The sequence below is a fragment of the Solibacillus sp. FSL R7-0668 genome, assembly GCF_038006205.1.
Lineage (GTDB): Bacteria > Bacillota > Bacilli > Bacillales_A > Planococcaceae > Solibacillus.
Genome location: NZ_JBBOUU010000001.1, coordinates 191,317 through 211,923 on the forward strand (window position 1 = coordinate 191,317; position 20,607 = coordinate 211,923).

Here is a 20,607-nt window from a genome sequence, read left to right on the forward strand (position 1 = left end):
TCTTACCTATATTTACATCCAAAGTTTAATGCCTTAGCCTATTTTGTATATTTACAAGGAAAAGCAATTTTAAGTAACTTTACATATGATGTATACTTACGATAATTAGGAGAAGGGAAGTGTGTTAAATGGATAATTTAAATGCTTTAGATCAAGAATTCCTTCAAAATAATCCTGAAATGGCTAAATTCTTTTTTTCAAAAGAAAATACTGTAGCGACTAAGTTGATTGCGGAAAGACTTAAAATATCAAAATCCACTTGTTTTCTTTCATTTCTTTGTGAATAGCCGGTGTTAATAATTCTACAAGCTCATCTACGTCAACTTGCTAATCAACAATCTAGAAGAATGTCCAAAGAAGGAATAAATCGGTATCAAATCTTCATCATATAAAATGTTGATTTAACAGCATTATTGTCACTTTATAGTGCATAGATTTTTTAAAAAAAGCCTAATTTAGCTTATATAAAGGTTAATAATTTATTAAGTGATCATTAACATTGCATTAATTTAAAACACATTATATCAAGAGTCTTTCTATCTAAAAATATCCCAAAATTAGGTATTCCATTGCACGAAAAAACTCCTTATAATTAGGTTTGGTAGTTCTGTCCAAATCCCAATTTAAAGGAGCTTACCCATGGACAAGGATACCACAAAATCCACATTAAATGAATTGTTAAAAGTACTCGATGAGAAAACATTTTTAAAAGTTGTGAACGTTTCAAATCTCGACTCTTACATTAAAAAGTTGACAGCTTATAAGTTTCTTCAGCTGTTCATCATTGCGCAATTGAATGAAAAAAGTTCGCTTAAAAAATTAGCGAAACAGCTGAAAGATACCGAAGAACTTCATACATTTATTCAAATGGATGCCATTAGTTCGTCGCAGCTTTCGCGTAAACAATCCTGCCTCACCCCTAGAATATTCGAAAAAGTCTTTCGCCATCTCGCCGTTTCCATTCAGGTGAAAATGAAAGGAAACTCACCGTTTCTTCGTGATATTGGGAAATTACTTGTCATCGATTCTTCTACGATGTCGATGAGTCTAAGCCAATATCCTTGGGCAACGTTTCGAAAAACAAAGGCAGGCGTTCGTCTACATTTGCGCGTGGTTGTCACAAAAGATGTGACACTTCCTGATCAAGCGGTCATTTTACCAGCGAAACACGCAGATCGCACGCAAATGAACAAGTTAATTGATGTCGATTCCGATGCGATTCATCTGTTTGACCGAGGCTATACGGACTATCGACAATACGATAAACTCTGCGATCGAGGAATTCGTTTTATCACACGACTGAAGAAAAATGCAAAAATCGAAGTGTTGAATGAACAAGTCCCAGACGTTGAAAATAACATCTTTTCTGATCAAGAAGTCTTTCTAGGTGATGAGCAGAACCGAACGAAAATGCAGAATACACTACGTTTAATTCGAACGAAGGACAGTGAAGGGAATGAAATTATCATTCTTACAAGTTGTTTCGATTTATCGGCGAAAGAAATTGGTGACCTCTATCGCTATCGTTGGAAAATCGAAACGTTTTTTAAATGGATGAAACAACATCTAAGAATCAAAAGCTTCTACGGAAAAAGTCAAAACGCTGTGTATACACAAATTTGGATCGCCTTAATTACGTATTGCTTACAGGTATTATTAAAACTGAAATTGAACCATAATGGACCTCTTTTAGACTTAAAAGAAACGCTCCAAAATCTACTCTTTAAGCCATTTGAAGTATTTATAAAAGCGCTATTTAGGGCGCCAACCAGAAAATCAAAAGGACGGAAAAAGTACGATTGGAACAGAGAATTTCAGCACATCGTCAGACAGTTCCACGAAAGAGAGGTGGAACATCTGGACGAATTAACGTATGATCCAATTTTCTAAGCTGTATCGGATGTAAATAATTTACAATTTGTGGATAAGAGCTACCGCTTATGCGCATGTTGACTTTTTTTAAAATCTAGGAAGAACAATTGTTCAGAAAATTCTGGAATTAATATTAAATAGGTATTTTATCTCTTTTGACAAACGTTAAAAATTTTTATGCAACGTTAATGTTAAGTGATAATTATATATAGAATTTTTAATTTCTGCTATACTATAAGTAATAAAACTTACTTCCAAAGGTGGTTAATAGTATGGAACTTCGTGAAGTAAAACTAGTAATTAAAAATATTCCTGATTTTTTTGCAGATAATGGGATAGAGGATTTTTTAACAAGAATTCCTTTAATTCAATTAGAAAAACAAGTATCTGAATTAAATAAATTAGCTGTAGTAAATTTTAAGGATGATCAGACTAATTTTTCATTAGTAATTACATCTCAACAAATACATCTAATATTAAAATCTTTAGAACAATTGAGTGAAGCTCTTAAAATTTTCGATTCAATGGATGAAATTATTAAAAAAAAATTACTAGTAGATTTTGTTATTTTTAGTGGGGTAGTTAATACTGATGAGGGTATAGATAGCTATAATTCTCTATTAAGTAAGGAACCTTCAGATTCAATTAAAGTTAAGATGCTAGGGGTAGAGTTTCAATCTACAAATTTTGAGTATAAGGTTTCTTTTAATAAACATACAAATTATACAAATATAAATATTAAATCGTTGTTACAATGTGGAGTAAACGATACCATACAGAATACAAATGATTCTTATAAGGAGTTAAGTGTTCAATTCCCAAAATTAAGTATGTTCATCTAAGGAGATGATTTTTTGGTTACAATTCAAGATTATTTTTATGATGAATATGTTGAAAGAGTGGAACATATAATGCCAACAATTCGCAATTACTGGGATATGGATATGGATATTGATAAAGATACTTTTTGGGTAGAAGGATTAAATGATTACTTTGCTGCAAATATGTGTATACCTATTTTAAAAAAGGAAAAGAGTGTACATTTGAGCAAACATAGACCTAAAAAATTGCCAGATCATTTATTGGGAAATCTTAAGATAATACAAGAAGCTAGTAAGGAAAACCCTTTAAAAATTTTAGAAACTAAAGATGAACAATTTAATTTTATCAAACAAATGGAAAAGGTTTGGGGACGAACTACTCAAGAACATATATACTATATGAAAAATAAAGGATTTGAAGGGAACGTAGATGAACGGACTTGGTATCGAACAGCCCTTCAGTTGAAGAAAATTGGCGTATTAAAGGACTTGGAGGTTTAGATTTTTGGCAGATACGGTAAAATCTATACTAGAAAGCAAATTTATATCTCATTCATATCCTTACATTGAAATGTTGCAACAATATTCAGATCAAACTTTCGATGGATTTTATTTGTTGGCGCAAGAAATTGAAAAAGAAATATGTAGAGTTTTAGAAAAAAATAAAATAGACTTTTTGCGTTCTCCAGATGTTGGTACTCTATTATCGGTTGAAGAAGAAATTAATCCTGTATTTATCTATAGAACTCCAGATAGTGAAGATGAATATGATTTTTATAAAATAGGAAGATTGACAACATACTCACCTAATAGTCATACAGAAAAGCCTAGTGGAATTATTTTAAGTGATAGTTCCTATTTACAAATAGATTTCACGTTTGCACATAATCTTGATTCTTTAAAAATGTATCTAATGTTTTTAACTTTTCATTATGGGAGATGTAATGAGAATAAAGAGGAGTTTTATTTTTTTAGGTTTGATAAAGAAAGTGATTATATGATTACAGCTGAGGATGCTGAATTATTAGATTATAAATCGTTATACCATTTCCACGGCAATTGTGATGAGCCTCATTTTCCGTTAACGGCTTTTGATTGGCGAGAAAAAATTAAGTATGTAGTCGAGTTGTTAGCAATAAATTTAAAAAGAATTGAGCTAAAAACTGGCCAAGCTACCTTTTAAAAACTTATACAGCTACAATTTATGTAAGTTTTTTGATTTTCTTAAGCTATTGATTACCTGCATCGAGCACACAAACAACTTCAACAATACCCTACAGTTCATAAAGCTGCATATAAAGTGTTAGTTAGTTTTAGAGAAGTCGTAAGTGAGAGCAATCTTGCATGCGGCTTTTTTGCGTTGGGTGAAGGGCCTAACATCAACTAGTAGGTCTAGAAATAATTACTTGGTATCCTAAAAATGGTAGACAATGACTCTAAAAAATGCTCCTTCATTTCAACAAATAGCCATTCATTTTCATGAATATGAACTATTACATAATTAGAATGACTAAATATCAACAGGCCTCATTTTATTTGGGGTTACTATACCGCACCGAGTGTATAAGAAATATTTGAATATCGAGAAAATTATGTAATACATAATTTTCCTATATTATAATAGATGTGTATTTTAACATTAGATTTGGAGGGGTTTTTTATGAAGAAATTGTTTATCTGTGTATTATTAGCAGTAGCATTTTTTTGTGTGGACAGCTCTGTAAAGGCTGCTACATTTAAAGATGTGACTAAATCCAATTCGCATTATGATACGATTTTATATTTGGCGGATAAAAAAACTATTAGTGGTTATAGCGATGGAACGTTTAAACCAAATAATCCAGTAACTAATCGCCAGGTGGCAGTGATGATTATTCGGGCGTTAAACGTTGATACGCAAAATGCTAAAGCGCCTAGCTATAAAGATGTTTCGAAAAAGGATGCAGCGTATTTAGCAATCGCAAAGGCCACAGAACTAGGTATTTTTCCAGATGGCTCAAGCTTTAAACCTGATGCTGAAATTACGCGTGATTCAATGGCAAGGGTGTTAAGTAATGCCTATCAATTAAAAGCGAGTACGGATAATACATGGTATAGTGATGTGCCGGATACATATTGGGCAGCACAATATATTTATAATCTTTCTGAAAATAATATCGCGTCAGGGTATAGTGATCATACATATAGACCAAAAGAAAAAGTAACACGTGCCCAGTTTTCATCATTTTTGGCACGGGCAATAGAAGAGAAGTATCGCCCGACAAATACAGTGGCACATCCATTTAAAAGTTTAAAAGTACAACAATCTGTAACGCCACTAAGCAAAAGCATTTTAGCCGCTTATAAAGGTGCAGAGCCGGGCTCAATTCGTGAATTCAGTTATGATGGCGGAAAGTACGCAGCGATGGAGTTTAATGAGAGCTTGTATGCGTATGATTTTACGACAAATAAACTCGTTGCAAATTTAGATAGACATTTTGAAGCTTTCCAGACGAAAAATGAGATCGTCTATGTTGAAAATGATTTTCGAACGATAAAAACTTATAATATCGATACAAAAAAAACGGATATTTTTGTTGCACATGATAAATTAGACCGTAATACTGTAAGCTTGTCAGAAAATGGTCGTTATTTAAAATTTAGAACAAGCCAAAAAAATGAATTGTTCGTTTATGACCGTAAAAATAAAGATTTAATCAATGTACCAGCTCGTATTATTGAAACCAAAGTAGATAACCCATGGGATGGCGATACTTTTTATTTCTGGGGTTATACCGAGTCGAATTTTAAGAAAAGTCCTTGGAGCGGTGGCGGTATGGTTGAAGTAGGGACGAACCAAGGTATTTGGTCTTAAATATGTCGCACCGGGTGCACAAACAATTCTGGTAATACAATGCAATTCATAAAAATACATATGCGATGTTAGTTTGAATAAAGTCGTGAGTAAGAAAAATCATACAGCGGCTTTTTAACGTTTTGCTGTCAAGTTAGTTCAGATGGTGTTTTTAACTTTTACACCATGCTAAAAACAATTTAATATCAGTTAATTATTATAGTAATAACGGATATTATATATTACAATATATGTAATAAATGTGAATTTGGAGGGCTATCATATGGGATTGGCTAAAGCGGATTTTTATTATGGAGCATTATTGTCGCAGCTTGTAAATAGTGGATTTGCACCAGCGATTATTGAAAAAGGGGAGTCTCGGAGGATCTATAAGCTAGCGAATGATTATAGCGATTATACCTTGTACTGCAAATACATAAAAGGTCCGAAATTAAATGAAAAAGGCTCGGTAACGTGGAATTTTATATTTAGCGCAGAAGAGGTACAAGTGATATTGACTAACACAGCAATTGATATGTATGGCTTTGTTTGTGGGAAGGAAAATTTAAGAGGTAGTGAAATCGCATTTTTAACTAGGGACGAGGTTATTCAGTGTATTGGGGAAGACTACTCATCACCAGAGAGACGTGTTTCCATTCAGCTGGATAAGAGCGGCATTCGAGCATTCAAAGTGTATGGTACCGCTATCGAAATAAAAGAGTCGCCTTTAAAAATTACAAGAAATATGGATACAAGATTACAAGAATTTATGCCGAGTAGGGTGTGAGCGATTGCATGGGGTGTGCTCAATTAAGAAAGCAAACCTTTTTTACAATATGACATAATAAAAGTTATACTTAAAATTAATCAAGAGGTAAACAATAAGTTCACCTCTTGATGTATCTAATAATTTATTTAGCATTAATTCTAAAATATTACTAGTCTTCTTTTTTTACCACGTTCGAATAATTTAAATTAGGTAATGTAAGTGGAGGGAAACCGCCCATACTTGTTAAATTTAAAACATAACTTTTAATATATGGATAAAGTTCTTGCAATCCTTTTTGGATACATAATTTTTCTTGTTCTGTATCATCTATATCTACAACCAAATCGTCTGTGTCAAAACGTCCCTGAACTTTTAATGAAATTTCAAATGGATAATTTTTTTCTTTACTATTTTCAAAAATATTAATGTGAATATAAACCAACAAAATTTCTTGTTCAGTTAAACCTAAAAATGCTTCAACGCTTAGGTCATAAGGAATTTCATCTTGTTTATCTGATTCAAAATCATCATTTACAATAAAATTAGACTCACTCACTCTAAAATCTTCAAATAAAAGTTTGTTAATATCAATTGTTATTTTATTTATCCCCTAATTCTGATATGAATACGTTACTTTATTAGTTTTCTTATATCCATATATATTGAATTGATTTTCGGCTTCATCAATTGAATTTAAATGTACAATATGACCTCTTTTTAAAGTCTCCATATTGATTTTATTTGATGCCCTCATTACAGGAATTTCCTTAACTGAACCATTGATCGATAAAATTCCCGATCGAAATACATCCATAGGCTTGTAATTATCTATACCCATTGGCACTATAAAAACCTTAAATTCTTCTAACTCTTTATCATCAATAGGCTCAATATATTTCATAGCATCTGCATCTTTAATATCTTGTAGCAATTTTTCCTTATTACTTTTAGCTAAATAAGAATCCAATTGTCTAAAAAGATCTTCTGCATTGAACATATAATCTACACCTCTTTCATATTTTTAGCACAATTTTCTTCTCTAACACAGAATACTAACGAATTGGGTACTCTGGACTTCACTTTATTTGGCAATTCAAGAAAAGGATAAAAATCTCTCTTTTTAATCACATCAATTGGGAATTTATTTTCCATTATTGTGTCCCACATATTGAAAAATAACCCATCAATGAACACATTATTTTTTTATAATCAATTTATGCTTCATCAAGAAGTGCTCTACCATATTTTTCTTGTAATTTAGTGATTGTATCCATCATATCAGGATTAGTTAAATCTAATAATCTTGACGATTCTACTACAATATCTGCAATCATAATACTAGGATTATTTTTGTGATTTTTTCCCCAGTTCTCAGCATGTTTCTTTCCATTTGAACTTTCATCAAAAAAATATGACCCATCACCTAACCAATGTGAATCTCCTACACTTTTGTAAGGCTTCTTGAGTTTTAATGCCCACTGTACTGTATGTGCCTCATTACAATGATATGCTTGGAATTTTTGCGTTGTCAATTTAAATACCCCATAACTCATGAAATGAATATATATACATTATTTTACATTAAAAAATTATAAAGTCACTATATTTATCAGTTTATTTGATAGATGTTGTATATAATTTACCGCATGGGGTACACAATCAATTCACTACAATCCATAAAAATGCAAATATAGTGTTAGTTTTAGAGAAGCAGCAAGTAAAAGCGATCTTTCTTGCTGATATTTTTCGTTTTGCCGCTAAGTTAATTCCCATGCTGTTTTTAGGATTCACAATAAGCTTTCTCCAGTTTAATATCAGGTATTTACTATAGTAATAAGGTGTAATTCTATTTACATTATATGTAATGTGGAAGGGATCAGCTATTTTTGGTTAACTTGTGCAATGATAACAATGGCAATCGCAATTAATGCGGTAATAAAATATAAAAAGGCGTCAACTAAGAAAGATGTGGAAGTTTAATATTAAGGGAAGAGTTACCGCACTGGTGCACAATCAATCGTATGTACCGACAATTACCCTTGATAGCCACAGCAAATAAGGTAGTGCCGCTTGCTTTTTAATTTCTAACCTAAAAATATGAATTTAGAGGGTGTAAAAACGATGAAAATAAATAAAAATATGGGGATTTTTATTGTAATATTTTACTTTATTGTATGTGCAATTGTTGCAAATCTATATGAATTGGCAACAATTATTAACTATATATTATGTGCCATTGGTTTGTTATTAGCATTATTATTCCGCTATTTATATAGCAAATCATTAACATTGCATTAAATTAAAACACTATTCATCAAGAGTCCTTCTAACTAAAAAAATTCCAAAACAAGGTATTCCGTTGCACAAAAAAACTCCTTATAATTAGGTTTGGTAGTTCTGTCCAAATCCCAATTAAAAGGAGCCAACCATGAACAAGGATACCACAAAATCCACATTAAATGAATTGTTAAAAGTACTAAATGAGAAAACATTTTTAAAAATTGTGAACGTCTCCAATCTTGATTATTACGTGAAAAAGCTGTCAGCCTATAAGTTTTTACAACTGTTCATCATTGCACAGCTGAATGAAAAAGATTCGCTCAAAAAATTGGCGAAACATCTGAAGGAAACTGAAGAGCTTCAAACCTTTGTTCAAATGGGTACCATTAGTTCGTCGCAGCTTTCACGCAGACAGTCCTGCTTGACGCCGGGCATATTTGAAAAGGTCTTTCGCCATCTCGTCGTTGCCGCCCAGGTAAAATTGAAGAGAAGGCAACCGTTTGTTCGGGATATCGATCAACTACTTGTTATCGATTCTTCTACCATGTCCATGAGTCTGAGCCAATATCCCTGGGCTACGTTTCGAAAAACCAAGGCAGGTGTTCGTCTGCATTTACGCGTCGTTGTCACAAAAGATGTGACGCTCCCAGATCAGGCGGTTCTTTTGCCGGCGAAACATGCAGACCGTACGCAAATGGATACGCTGGTGGCGTTCGATTCCGATGCCATTCATCTGTTTGACCGAGGCTATACGGACTATAAACAGTATGACAAATTGTGTGAGAAAGAGGTTCGCTTTATCACGCGATTGAGGAAAAATGCAAAGATTGAAGTGCTGAATGAGCAAGCCCCAGACGTTGAAAATAACATCTTTTCGGATCAAGAAGTCTTTTTGGGGGATGAGCAGAACCGCACGAAAATGTCGAATTCGCTGCGTTTAATCCGAACAGTCGATCGCGAGAAAAATGAAATCATTATTCTCACAAGCTGTTTCGATTTGTCGGCGAAAGAAATTGGAGACCTCTATCGCTACCGCTGGAAAATTGAAACGTTTTTTAAATGGATGAAACAGCACCTAAGAATCAAAAAGTTCTTCGGAAAAAGTCAGAACGCCGTCTACACACAAATCTGGATTGCTCTGATTACGTATTGCCTGCAAGTATTGCTAAAGCTGGAACTGAACCATGATGGACCACTTTTAGAGATGAAAGAAACGCTTCAGAATCTTCTTTTCAAGCCTTTTGAAACTTTTGTTAAAGCACTTTTCAGACCGCCGACAAGGCAATCCAAAGGACGAAAAAAGCATGATTGGGACAGTGAGTTTCAGCTCATCGTCAAACAGTTTGACGAAAGAGAGGTGGAACATTTAGACAATTTAACGTACGACCCGATTTTCTAGGTTATATCATATGTAAATAATTTACAATTTGTGGATGAGGACTACCGCTTATGCCCACGTTGACTTTTTTTCAAATACGGAGAAATCGTTCGTTCTGAATTTTCAGATATATGAGTCAGGTAGGTATTATGCCCCTTTTGACAAATGTTAAAAATTTTTATGCAACGCTAATGATAGCAAATCAATTAATTAAGTATTTCGCCCCTAGTTCAGACCAATTTTCCTCACAACTTAGTTAAAAAAGAATAGCTTCATTTTTCTGTTCCCCCCTGTATTCATAATTTCATTTATACTAAAATCCTTTGCAAAGTATTGCTCGTCTTGTCGGAAAGCACTGGCTGGATTTCCTCTATACGAAATCCACGTTTACAAAAACATACATTTTCTTGCCTTATTAATACATATATTTATCTCCTCTCCAAAAAATAATTCATCCCAGGTTCCTTATTTACCTTATAAATGCTAATTAAACCTTCTTTGTCTTCTAAGGTTTTAAATAGTAATTATTACGATTTGTGTTGACATCAAGAAAGGGTATCTCTATAATCGTAAAGTGTAATAATTACGATTTAAGGAGAGTTAATTATGAAGACAAAGGCAAGCAAATGGATGGGTGCTTTCGCAATGAGCGCATTACTAGTAGGCTGTAACGCAGCAGAAGAGAACACATCGAAAAATGAAGTAGAAGATGAAATATCAGCGGTTGAACAGCAAGAAAATCACGCCCATGACCACAATCACGATCATACGCATGTTCATGCTGAGGATGATTCAGCAAAACAAATTTATGCCGGATATTTTGAAGACAAGCAAGTTGAAGCACGTGAATTAAGTGATTGGGCGGGGGATTGGCAATCGGTCTATCCTTATTTACTGGATGGTACTTTAGATGAGGCATTTGAATATAAAGCTGAAAATGGTGGCACGATGACCGTAGATGAATACAAAAACTATTATGAAGTAGGGTATAAAACAACGGTAGAACGCATTGTCATTGAAGGCGATCAAGTGACGTTTACCGACCAAGGTCAAGAGCTTACAGGTACCTATAAAAATGATGGCTATGAAATTTTAACGTACGAAAAGGGCAATCGCGGTGTACGCTATATTTTTAAATTAGTAGAGCCGACAGAAGGGCTGCCAATGTATATTCAATTCAGCGATCACAGTATTTTCCCAACTGCAGCAGCTCACTATCATATTTATTTAGGTGATGACCGTGCAGCGTTGTTAGAAGAAGTAATAAACTGGCCAACATTCTATCCTTCTTCTATGGATGGACATACAATTGCACATGAAATGATGGCGCATTAACACTGTAAGCAACACACCTTTTAACGAAAACAGTAGCTAAATGAATTTTCAGGCTGTGTAGGATCTAAATTTTGGGGGTTCCTTTGAGGCAATAGTATTGATGCAGCCGGTGCACAAATAATTCACTACAATTTATAAATATGCATATGTACTGTTAGTTTGAACAAAGTCGTAAGTAAGAGAAATCTTGCTTGCGGCTTTTTGCCTTCTTATCAATCAGCAATATAAGTGATTGAATATTCTTATAACTATGTTATTATTAAATTTATAAAACACATCTAATTACTAAGGATTAATTTTTGATAATTAGTGAAAATCGGATAAGAAAAAGGGGAGATTTTTAATGTCGATATTAACAGTGAAGGCAAAAACAACTTTAAAGGAAAATGTCTTAGTGGAGGCAGAGGCTAGAGGTCATAAAATTATTATTGATGAACCTGCCAATTTAGGTGGCACCGATAAAGGAATGAATCCTGTTGAGGTTCTTCTATCTGCTTTAGGTGCTTGCCAATCCATCGTAGCTAGAATATATGCGGAAAAGTTCGGAATCGATTTGCAAAATTTTTGGGTTGATATAGAAGGCGATATTGATACGGATGGCTTCCTCGGTAAATCGGATGTTCGCCCTGGATTTGAATCAATCCGATATACATTCCATATCGAAACAACTGCATCAGCAGAAAAAGTGGAGGCCTATAAAGAATACATTGAAGCACATTGCCCTGTAGGCGATACAATTGCCAATACGGTTAATCTTGTATCATCAAAGGTAATTGTGGAGAATTCAGTTAAATAATGGTGAAGGAGGCTGTGTGAAAAGTAAATATTTCTCGCGCAGCCCCTTTTTTATTGCACGGGTGCATAAACATTCCTGAGAATTCACTTCAATCATGAGCGTAGATAAAGGATGAAAAGAAATGTATAAGTCATTTTTTATAGTTTTTAACCTAATTTTAACCTTTTGTTTATATAATTTTGTGAGGTGCTAAATTTTAGTGGGAAAATGTAATGAATAGATACTGATAGATACTTCTAATATGTAAAATTATTTTTAAAACAAAGTGAGGTAAAAAATATGAAAAAAATTAAGCTTGTCTTTATCACCATTTTTATTTTAATGCTGTCTGTAGCTCCTATTTTTGAAAGTGGGGTCTCTGCTGAATTTTCTGAAATTTCTATTAATGTGAATGGAAGCGACATTTCAATGGATGATTCACCTATTATTTATAATGGTACAACACTTGTGCCTTTAAAGGTTCTTCAGGATGTCCTTGATATTTCTCTTAGTTGGAACAATTCCAGTAAAATGCTGACAGTAGTTAAAGGAGATAAATCAGGATTACTGAAAATCGGCAACCCTTCAGCCAGTATTACAATGGGGAATGAAAAAAATACTTTAAATCTCACTCAACCACCTATGATTATTAACAATCGTGTTATGGCACCTATTCGTTTTATTAGTGAACTATTTGATGGGAAAATTACATGGAATGCAAATACACAAACAATTAGCATTACTACTGAGTCATCATCTTTCCAAGGGTCAGAAAACTCTAGCGGAGCCAAACAAGACGGTAATTCAAATGGAGACAAACAAGATAACGATGCAACCGGACCTCAAGGAAATAAGGGAGATAAAGGAGACGCTGGCGCAACCGGACCTCAAGGTGATAAGGGAGATAAAGGAGACGCTGGCGCTGCCGGACCTCAAGGTGATAAGGGTGATAAAGGGGGCACAGGCGCAACCGGACCTCAAGGGGATAAGGGTCATAAAGGAGACATTGGCCCAGCAGGATCTATTTATACTAATGAAGGATTTTCTGCTTCATCTAATAATATGTTTTCTAATAGCAATTCATTTACGAATTGGAGTACGTTATCACCAAATTATTCAAGTCCATATTTCGATCCAGCTACAGGGATATTCACTGCTCCAGAAACCGGGAAATATGCGATTCAAGCAACTGTTAGCTATAAGACTACAGCTCCAGTAACTATTAGTTTAGGACAAAGTATTGACCCCATGTTTACAGTAAAAAGTAATGGAACCACTGATTTGATTAAAGGATACCTACCTATACTTGATGTAAATATAGCATTGGTATTAACTTTGAGAACAATACTAGGTTCTGCTACAGTTACATTAGGTGGTGACGTAGAGTTACAAGCTGGTGATCAAGTTGCTTTATATTTTGAAGCAAATGGTCTAACACTTGTTCTAAATGTGGATACTGTATGGTCGATTCATCGACTTTCCTAATGATTAGGGATTTACTTCACCATGCACACGAGTAATTTCCACCACGAATCTCCCTCGCTTTAAACGGTAGCGTAGATGGGAGTACTTCAAAGCCTTATAAATGGATTATCGCCATTAGCCGGGGATGACATGCGGCTTTAACTTATCTGTGAATTCAATTTGATTCAAAGATGCTTAATTGTATAAAGTTACATCCGTGTTTAAGGTGAAATGTGGTTATTTGGGCATATATTTGGGGAACCGAGTACATTTCATACAAAGTGATCAAGCATTAGCCCACCCAAAGCTAATAGGAAAAATCAAGCCCCTGTTTCGATGGTGAACTTATTGAAAATGTGCCACCATCCGGATTTTTCTTAGCGCAAAACACACAGTGCAAAAAATTTATTGGATATGCATGATAATCAAAACGCATTTAGACGCTCAAAAAAGGAGCAGATAAGTGCGTTTTTTTAGTTATATTCGCCCCGTTTATATTTATACGTTATAATCATATTAATAAGTGATGGCTAAGCATCGTAAAAACCTGATACGTTTATCTGGACTGCGCGTGCCAGACGTTGGCAGGCAACATAAAAACTTAGCGTGATAAAACACAGTACTTCAAATGGAGTGCTGTGTTTTATTATGCAACAAACACAAAAAACCCGGGAACTTAATCCGGGGTTTGATTCCCACTTACTTGTAATTCTCCATGACACACTGCCTCGTTTCTGCATGAATTTTCCTTAGAAAACTTTGCAAGAATCGTATTCAGCTTTGATGGTCCTTTTGAGTTAACGATCAATCGCGCTCATCGGGTTACCCCTCCTAGTCATTAAGATTGGAAGTGAAATCAATACTAGTATGCGCGGATTATTGCCTTTTATTCATTTTTTACGGCATTATTATGGAGCATATCGAACGCTTCTACCACAAAAAAACGTTGGCTAAAAAATCTCGCCAACGCTTTTCAACAATATTATTTTTTCCAGCCTTCTACTAGCTCGCTGTTTGCTTCTACCCATTTTTCAGCAGCATCTTTTGGACTTGTGCCCGCTTGAATATCAAGCATGACCTCTTCCATATCTTCTACTGTCCAGTTAAAAGCATCTAATACTTTATATGCTTCTGCATGCTCATCCGCTAAGCCTTTGCGTGCGAATGTGTGAATGCTTTCTGCGCCACCATAAATGCCTTTAGGATCTTCTAAATATTTTAAGTCATGAGAGGCGAATTTCCAGTGAGGACTCCAGCCTGTTACGATAATTTCTTCGTTATTTTTAATTGCTTGCTCTAGTGCAACAGTCATAGCACCAGAAGAAGCGGCTTGTAATGTCCAGCCATCTAAATTGCTATATTTTTCCAAAGCATTTTCTGAGGCAGCCATAATTCCTGCACCTGGTTCAATACCTGTAATTGTCTTTTTCGCTTCGTCTGAAAGGTCTTCAATTGAATTGACATCCATATAAGAAGGAACAACTAAACCAATTTTTGCGCCATCTAAGTTTGCACCTAAATCTTCTAGGTCTGCGCCGTATTTATCAAGCTGTGCGGCGTGTGTTGCTGGTAACCAGCCCGCTACCATCGCATCGGCTTCACCTTTCGACACAGCCTCCCACATAATGGCATTATCAAGTGGTGTTAATGTTACATCATAGCCCATTTCCTCTAAAACATGCCCTACTACATGGGTAGAAGCAACTTCTGTATCCCATTCTACATAGGCTAAGTTAATGTCGCCTAAGCTTTCAGACGAGTCATCACCACTACATGCACCTAATACTAATGCAGCTGCCATTGCAACTGATCCTAACATCCATTTACGTTTAAACATTCAAATTTCCTCCTATTATTGCTCATTCTTTTTATTAAAGCTTTGTGTTAAGCGGTCCACGATAATGGCGAAAATAACTAAACTAATTCCCGCAACAAACCCATTGCCGACTTGTGCACGTTGAAGAGCCGATAATACCTCTCGCCCTAATCCCGGTGCACCAATCATGGAAGCAATGACTACCATGGAAAGCGATAATAATACGGTTTGGTTAATACCCGCCATAATTGTTGATTTGGCAAGTGGCATTTCTACTTTGAAAAGCTTCTGCGCAACAGTACTCCCGTAAGAATCGGCTGCTTCGATTAAATCTTTCGGCACTTGGCGAATCCCTAAATTTGTAAAACGCACAGTTGGTGGCAACGCAAAGATAATCGATGCGAATACACCCGGAACTACACCAATACCAAAAAAGGCAACAGCCGGAATTAAATAAACGAAGCCAGGCATCGTTTGCATAAAGTCTAAAATCGGCTTGACAATTTGCTCAACCGCCGTACTTTTCGACATAAGAATCCCAATTGGAATCCCAATAATAATAGCCAATAAACTTGAATAAATAACAAGTGTAAAGGTATTCATTAATTGCTCCCATAAGCCTTGGTTATTAATGAATAACAAGCCAAGTAATGAGAACAGCGCTAAACCAAATTTTTTACCCGTTGCAAAAAAGGAAATAATTGCAACAAGGATAATGAAAAGAATTGGTGGGATTGCGACAAGTAAATCAGTCGTACCTATCATTAAATCTTCACCAGTATTTTGAATAAATTTAAAGAATCCCGCAAACGTATCGGTTACGACATCCATTAATTTTTCAACCTGATTGGCAACATCTAGCTTTGGAATTGCATCTAACCAACTATTCATGTCGCTCACCTCCATCTGATGAGGCAAGTGATTGTAAAATTACCCCTCGAATTAATACCCCTTTTAATTTATTGTCTAAAACAACAGCGATTGGGGTTGGTGAGTCTGAAATGATTGATAAAATATCCTGTAAAATCGTATCCGGCGTAACAGTTGGCATATCCTGACGTAAAATCGATTGTAAATTTTTCTCGCCACTTTTTACTAACGCAACGGCATCCTCTGCGGTAATATAGCCGAGGAAATTACGTTGTTTGTCAATTGCCAATAACACACTAATCTCTTCTTCACGCATGCGTTGTAGCGCCACTTTTGGCCCATCATGCTCGACATTAATCGTTACCGGACGAATCATCGCATTTTCAGCAGTTAATACTTTCGAACGATCGACATCTTCTAAGAACGTTTGCACGTAATCATTCGATGGGTTCGTTAATATTTCTTCACCCGTACCTATTTGCACAATATGACCATCCTTCATAATGGCAATACGATCACCAATACGTAAGGCTTCATTTAAATCATGGGTAATAAATACGATTGTTTTTTGTAAGTTTACTTGTAAATCTAATAGCTCATCTTGCATTTCTTTACGAATAAGGGGATCGAGCGCAGAAAAAGCTTCATCCATTAAAATGATTTCTGTATCATTTGCAAGTGCACGTGCTAAGCCAACACGTTGCTGCATCCCCCCCGATAATTGGCGCGGGAATTGGTCTTTATATGCTAATAGACCTGCATTTTGTAAAGCTTTTTCTGCTTTCAATCTTCGGTCTGCCTTTGGAACCCCTCTTATTTCTAAACCGTACTCTGCATTTTCTAAAATTGTGCGATGTGGAAACAAAGCGAAATTTTGGAAGACCATGCTCATTTTTCGGCGACGAACTTCTTGTAAGTCCTTCTTCTTTAAATTTGTAATAACTTTGCCATCAATTCGGATTTCTCCAGATGTTGGTTCAATTAATCGATTTAATAAACGAATTAAAGTTGATTTACCACTACCAGAGAGCCCCATAATGACGAAGATTTCGCCTTCTTCAATTTCAAGGTTTGCATTATAAACCCCTACTGTGGCGCCTGTTTTCTTTAAAATTTCTTCCTTTGAAAAGTTTTCATGCACCATTTTTAAAGCTTGGGCATTGTTCTTTCCAAAGATTTTGGTGACATTATTAATTTCTATTTTTGCCATATAACTAACTCACTTCCCTAAAAAAATAAAAGTAACAACTAGTAAAAAAAATCAAGTTGTCACTTCCAACTACTTCATTGTTACATATAAGTTGTTACTTTGTCAAATAGATGACATATATTACAAAGGAAACAGCTAACAGACATAATTTTTCAGCAAAAAAAAAATCACCCTACTACTGCTAGAGTGATTGTGAGTTACGTTTATTTGATTTGCCCGCGCATTTAGCTCGTTAAAAATTGCTGCACGACGGAATAGCTTTGCTCATTGCCAATAAAATAGAGTACATCTCCAGCTTGTAAGATGGCATAAGGTCCTGGTGATAACAACAGCTCGGTTTGCTTTTTTATCGCAATAATCGTAGCACCTGTTTGTTGCCAAAAATGAAGCTCTCCAATGTTTTTATTTAAAAACTTACATTGATCGTTTACTTCTATTTGAAATGGAATGAATGGGTTAATTGATTGAAGGCGATTTGTACGATTAATAAATTCAAACAGTGACTCTTGAATGCCTTCCAGTTCTTTTTTCTGTCTTTCAATACTATTCTCCAACTCATTTTGTAAAATGCGCACACTTTTCACATCTTTTAAGCGATGTACAAATTCTGCAGCTCGTTCATAGGACTGAATAATGACGCCACTGCCCCTTGTTGCCTCTACAATATTTAAATCTTGTAAAACAGCAATGGCGCGGCGAGCGGTTTCAGCCGATACGCCATATTGTGTGGCAATGGAGGAACGCGCATAAATTTTTTCGCCTACTTCATATTTACCTTCGACAATTTTCCCTGCAATGTCCTCAGCAATTAATTGATATTTAGGCCGTTTCACCGGTAGCTTTTTTTCCATATAAACTGACTCCCTTTCTTCATAACATACATTGTACTATGGAAAATAAAAAACGCTATTATTATCTTATTTACTATTGCAGGAAAATGAAAAGAGTTATATTCACAATTCATTAAGGGCAAAAAAATTTTTATTATATTTTTAGTTTTTAACCTAATTTTAACCTTTGTATTTTAATGTAGGGGGATAGGTGGGTGATGGATTATGCTACAGGTTGTAGATGCTTCGGCTAAAGACGAGTTGTTTCTTTACGAGCTGTATACTACGACGCGAGTGAATGATTTTATGATGTTGGGATTAGATAAACAGCAACTAGATGCTTTGCTACATATGCAATTCGAAGCACAACAACGTTCTTATGGTTGTAAGTTTCCCCAAGCAAAACAAGAGATTATTTACTATGGCGAGGTGAAAATTGGAAGAATGATGACAGCAAGCCAAAGAGAAAGCATTCATCTAATTGATATTTCCCTATTGCCTCATTTCAGAGGGAAAGGCTATGGCACTAAATTAATACAAAAATTACTGCGTTCGGCGGTCATTCGAAATTTACCGGTTACGCTTCATGTAGCTACAGGAAATCCAGCTCAACGGTTATATGAACGGTGTGGCTTTTATGTGACGGGAGAAGCCCCGCCTTACATTGCTATGAAATGGGACAACTTTATTAAATATTAAACTAATGGAGGAGAATGGACATGAGTGATTGTTATATCGGTGAAATACGTATGTTTTCAGGAAGCTATGCGCCACAAGGATGGGCGTTTTGCAATGGTCAAACACTACAGATAGCAGAAAATGAAGCACTTTTCGTATTAATTGGCACCACGTATGGTGGAGATGGCATGACAACCTTTTCTTTACCTGATTTGCAGGGTAGGGTACCAATTCATCAAAATTCACAGTATGCAATTGGTAGTAAGGATGGAACAGAAACAGTTACATTGACACAAGCGCAGCTTCCAGCACATACACATCTGTTGAATGTTAATAATGAAGCGAATGATTCTTCGCAAAGCTCACCAGCTAATCACGTATGGGGGGTCTCAGATATTAACAACTATCAGACTAATGTAACAAGTAATTTAGTACAGATGAATACAAATCTCATAACGCCGGTTGGAGGGAATCAACCCCATGACAATATGATGCCGTCATTGGCGATTAATTTTATTATTGCATTACAGGGAATCTTCCCCTCACAGGGATAGGAAGGAGTGAGCACTAATGGCAGAACCATTTTTAGGAGAGGTTAGACAGTTTGCATTCGGAATTATTCCAAAAGGATGGCTTCCATGCAATGGACAACTATTATCCATTCAACAAAACCAAGCACTTTATTCACTTTTAGGAACAATGTATGGAGGAAATGGTACTACAAATTTTGCTGTACCTAATTTACAAGGTAGAGTACCACTGCATAAAGGAAATACGATTACGTATGGAGTAGCAGGTGGTGAGGCAATGCATACATTAATGATCAATGAAATCCCTACCCATACACACCAGGTCAATGCTAATGCTGACATTGGAACCCAGTCTTCACCGAAAGACAATGCATGGGGGTTAGTAAATGGACGTTCTATTTACGCAACAATACCGAACGCAGATATGACGATGAATGTAGCTGCAATGACAGTTACAGGGCAAAGTAACGCACATAACAATATGCAACCTTATTTAACAATATCATTTTGTATCGCAGTTCAAGGAATTTTCCCACCAAGAAACTAAGGAGGAATGAAAAATGGCAGAAGCATATACAGGCGAAATTAGAATATTTGCTGGTACCTTCCCTCCCTATGGTTGGGCGATGTGTGATGGGTCACAATTGTCAATTCAGCAAAATACAGCTTTATTCGCTATTATTGGTACAACGTATGGCGGGGATGGTAAAACCTACTTTAACCTACCTGATTTAAGGGAACGTGCACCAATGCATTATGGGCATGGGGGTGGGCTTACACCAAGAATTATAGGAGAGATGGTTGGTTCAAGTACAGTCACACTAAACACTACAGAACTTCCTAGACACAAACATATCGCACAAGGTTCATCACAGGCTACGGGTGGCGTAGTTAGCCCTGCTAATGCTATATGGGGAGGTTCATCTCCATTTTCCAAAAACCCTTATGTTAATACGGCTAATCCTACTCCTATGAATGCGACAATTATGCAGTCACAAGGGGGAGGGCAACCTCATAACAACATGCAACCCTATTTAGCAATGAATTTTATCATTTGTTTGCAAGGGAATTTTCCACCGAGACCATAGAAATTTAAGTAACATGAGAAAGAGGTGAAAGCGTGATTTTGGACTCATTTCCCAAAAA

22 protein-coding genes are annotated in these 20,607 nt (G+C 35.5%); 15 read left to right on the top strand and 7 right to left on the bottom strand.

Going from position 1 to position 20,607, the window contains the following annotated elements:
• Nucleotides 1–128: 128 nt before the first annotated feature.
• The 7 genes from MKX47_RS00955 to MKX47_RS00985 all read left to right on the top strand — a co-directional run bounded on the left by MKX47_RS00955 (nucleotide 129) and on the right by MKX47_RS00985 (nucleotide 6,313).
• A complete protein-coding gene (locus tag MKX47_RS00955) occupies nucleotides 129–287 on the top strand; it encodes a hypothetical protein (RefSeq protein WP_340770138.1) in 159 nt (52 codons plus the stop codon).
• 352 nt (nucleotides 288–639) lie between these two features.
• Nucleotides 640–1,890 (top strand): IS4 family transposase, encoded by a 1,251-nt coding sequence (locus tag MKX47_RS00960; RefSeq protein WP_340770139.1) that lies wholly within the window; start codon nucleotides 640–642, stop codon nucleotides 1,888–1,890.
• Between the two features lie 254 nt (nucleotides 1,891–2,144).
• Nucleotides 2,145–2,714: a hypothetical protein gene (locus MKX47_RS00965; RefSeq protein ID WP_340770141.1), complete on the top strand. Its 570-nt coding sequence runs from the start codon at nucleotides 2,145–2,147 to the stop codon at nucleotides 2,712–2,714.
• 12 nt (nucleotides 2,715–2,726) lie between these two features.
• Nucleotides 2,727–3,194, top strand: coding sequence for a hypothetical protein (locus tag MKX47_RS00970; RefSeq protein WP_340770143.1), 468 nt, complete (start codon nucleotides 2,727–2,729; stop codon nucleotides 3,192–3,194).
• A gap of 4 nt (nucleotides 3,195–3,198) precedes the next feature.
• Entirely contained in the window at nucleotides 3,199–3,876 is a 678-nt protein-coding gene (locus MKX47_RS00975; protein ID WP_340770146.1) for a hypothetical protein, read from the top strand.
• Between the two features lie 477 nt (nucleotides 3,877–4,353).
• On the top strand, nucleotides 4,354–5,547 hold the full coding sequence (locus MKX47_RS00980; protein ID WP_340770147.1) for an S-layer homology domain-containing protein: 1,194 nt from the start codon (nucleotides 4,354–4,356) through the stop codon (nucleotides 5,545–5,547).
• Between the two features lie 262 nt (nucleotides 5,548–5,809).
• Complete coding sequence (locus MKX47_RS00985) at nucleotides 5,810–6,313, top strand: hypothetical protein (RefSeq protein ID WP_340770148.1); 504 nt, start codon at nucleotides 5,810–5,812, stop codon at nucleotides 6,311–6,313.
• A gap of 151 nt (nucleotides 6,314–6,464) precedes the next feature.
• Here MKX47_RS00985 and MKX47_RS00990 read toward each other — a convergent pair whose 3' ends face one another.
• The 3 genes from MKX47_RS00990 to MKX47_RS01000 form a co-directional block, all read right to left on the bottom strand.
• Nucleotides 6,465–6,851: a protein-export chaperone SecB gene (locus MKX47_RS00990; protein ID WP_340770150.1), complete on the bottom strand. Its 387-nt coding sequence runs from the start codon at nucleotides 6,849–6,851 to the stop codon at nucleotides 6,465–6,467.
• A 54-nt stretch (nucleotides 6,852–6,905) separates the two neighbouring features.
• Nucleotides 6,906–7,292: a hypothetical protein gene (locus tag MKX47_RS00995; RefSeq protein WP_340770152.1), complete on the bottom strand. Its 387-nt coding sequence runs from the start codon at nucleotides 7,290–7,292 to the stop codon at nucleotides 6,906–6,908.
• Between the two features lie 217 nt (nucleotides 7,293–7,509).
• A complete protein-coding gene (locus MKX47_RS01000; protein WP_340770154.1) occupies nucleotides 7,510–7,827 on the bottom strand; it encodes a hypothetical protein in 318 nt (105 codons plus the stop codon).
• Between the two features lie 896 nt (nucleotides 7,828–8,723).
• Between MKX47_RS01000 and MKX47_RS01005 the strand changes: the two genes are divergently transcribed.
• The 4 genes from MKX47_RS01005 (at nucleotide 8,724) to MKX47_RS01020 (ending at nucleotide 13,548) form a co-directional block, all read left to right on the top strand.
• A complete protein-coding gene (locus tag MKX47_RS01005; RefSeq protein ID WP_340770156.1) occupies nucleotides 8,724–9,974 on the top strand; it encodes an IS4 family transposase in 1,251 nt (416 codons plus the stop codon).
• A 585-nt stretch (nucleotides 9,975–10,559) separates the two neighbouring features.
• Entirely contained in the window at nucleotides 10,560–11,288 is a 729-nt protein-coding gene (locus MKX47_RS01010) for a metal-binding protein ZinT (RefSeq protein WP_340770157.1), read from the top strand.
• Between the two features lie 343 nt (nucleotides 11,289–11,631).
• On the top strand, nucleotides 11,632–12,084 hold the full coding sequence (locus MKX47_RS01015) for an OsmC family protein (protein WP_340770159.1): 453 nt from the start codon (nucleotides 11,632–11,634) through the stop codon (nucleotides 12,082–12,084).
• A gap of 279 nt (nucleotides 12,085–12,363) precedes the next feature.
• Nucleotides 12,364–13,548: a stalk domain-containing protein gene (locus tag MKX47_RS01020; RefSeq protein WP_340770162.1), complete on the top strand. Its 1,185-nt coding sequence runs from the start codon at nucleotides 12,364–12,366 to the stop codon at nucleotides 13,546–13,548.
• Nucleotides 13,549–14,509: 961 nt separating this feature from the next.
• On the opposite strand, the gene MKX47_RS01025 is transcribed toward MKX47_RS01020, so the two are convergent.
• The 4 genes from MKX47_RS01025 to MKX47_RS01040 form a co-directional block, all read right to left on the bottom strand.
• The gene (locus MKX47_RS01025; protein WP_340770165.1) at nucleotides 14,510–15,364 is read right to left on the bottom strand and encodes a glycine betaine ABC transporter substrate-binding protein; all 855 of its coding nucleotides are present in this window, start codon (nucleotides 15,362–15,364) and stop codon (nucleotides 14,510–14,512) included.
• 15 nt (nucleotides 15,365–15,379) lie between these two features.
• The gene (locus MKX47_RS01030) at nucleotides 15,380–16,234 is read right to left on the bottom strand and encodes an ABC transporter permease (protein ID WP_340770168.1); all 855 of its coding nucleotides are present in this window, start codon (nucleotides 16,232–16,234) and stop codon (nucleotides 15,380–15,382) included.
• The gene (locus MKX47_RS01035; protein ID WP_340770169.1) at nucleotides 16,227–17,423 is read right to left on the bottom strand and encodes a quaternary amine ABC transporter ATP-binding protein; all 1,197 of its coding nucleotides are present in this window, start codon (nucleotides 17,421–17,423) and stop codon (nucleotides 16,227–16,229) included. The genes MKX47_RS01030 and MKX47_RS01035 overlap by 8 nt, the downstream gene beginning before the upstream one ends.
• Nucleotides 17,424–17,647: 224 nt before the next feature.
• Nucleotides 17,648–18,274, bottom strand: a complete 627-nt coding sequence (locus MKX47_RS01040) for a TrkA C-terminal domain-containing protein (protein ID WP_340770172.1) — start codon at nucleotides 18,272–18,274, stop codon at nucleotides 17,648–17,650.
• A gap of 204 nt (nucleotides 18,275–18,478) precedes the next feature.
• Here MKX47_RS01040 and MKX47_RS01045 point away from each other — a divergent pair, with 204 nt between their 5' ends.
• The 4 genes from MKX47_RS01045 to MKX47_RS01060 are packed head-to-tail and all read left to right on the top strand — an operon-like array spanning nucleotide 18,479 to nucleotide 20,549.
• Nucleotides 18,479–18,952, top strand: a complete 474-nt coding sequence (locus MKX47_RS01045; RefSeq protein WP_340770174.1) for a GNAT family N-acetyltransferase — start codon at nucleotides 18,479–18,481, stop codon at nucleotides 18,950–18,952.
• Nucleotides 18,953–18,972: 20 nt separating this feature from the next.
• Complete coding sequence (locus MKX47_RS01050) at nucleotides 18,973–19,485, top strand: phage tail protein (RefSeq protein WP_340770176.1); 513 nt, start codon at nucleotides 18,973–18,975, stop codon at nucleotides 19,483–19,485.
• A gap of 16 nt (nucleotides 19,486–19,501) precedes the next feature.
• Nucleotides 19,502–20,008, top strand: a complete 507-nt coding sequence (locus MKX47_RS01055; protein ID WP_340770180.1) for a phage tail protein — start codon at nucleotides 19,502–19,504, stop codon at nucleotides 20,006–20,008.
• 13 nt (nucleotides 20,009–20,021) lie between these two features.
• Entirely contained in the window at nucleotides 20,022–20,549 is a 528-nt protein-coding gene (locus MKX47_RS01060; RefSeq protein ID WP_340770183.1) for a phage tail protein, read from the top strand.
• The last annotated feature ends 58 nt before the right edge of the window (nucleotides 20,550–20,607 follow it).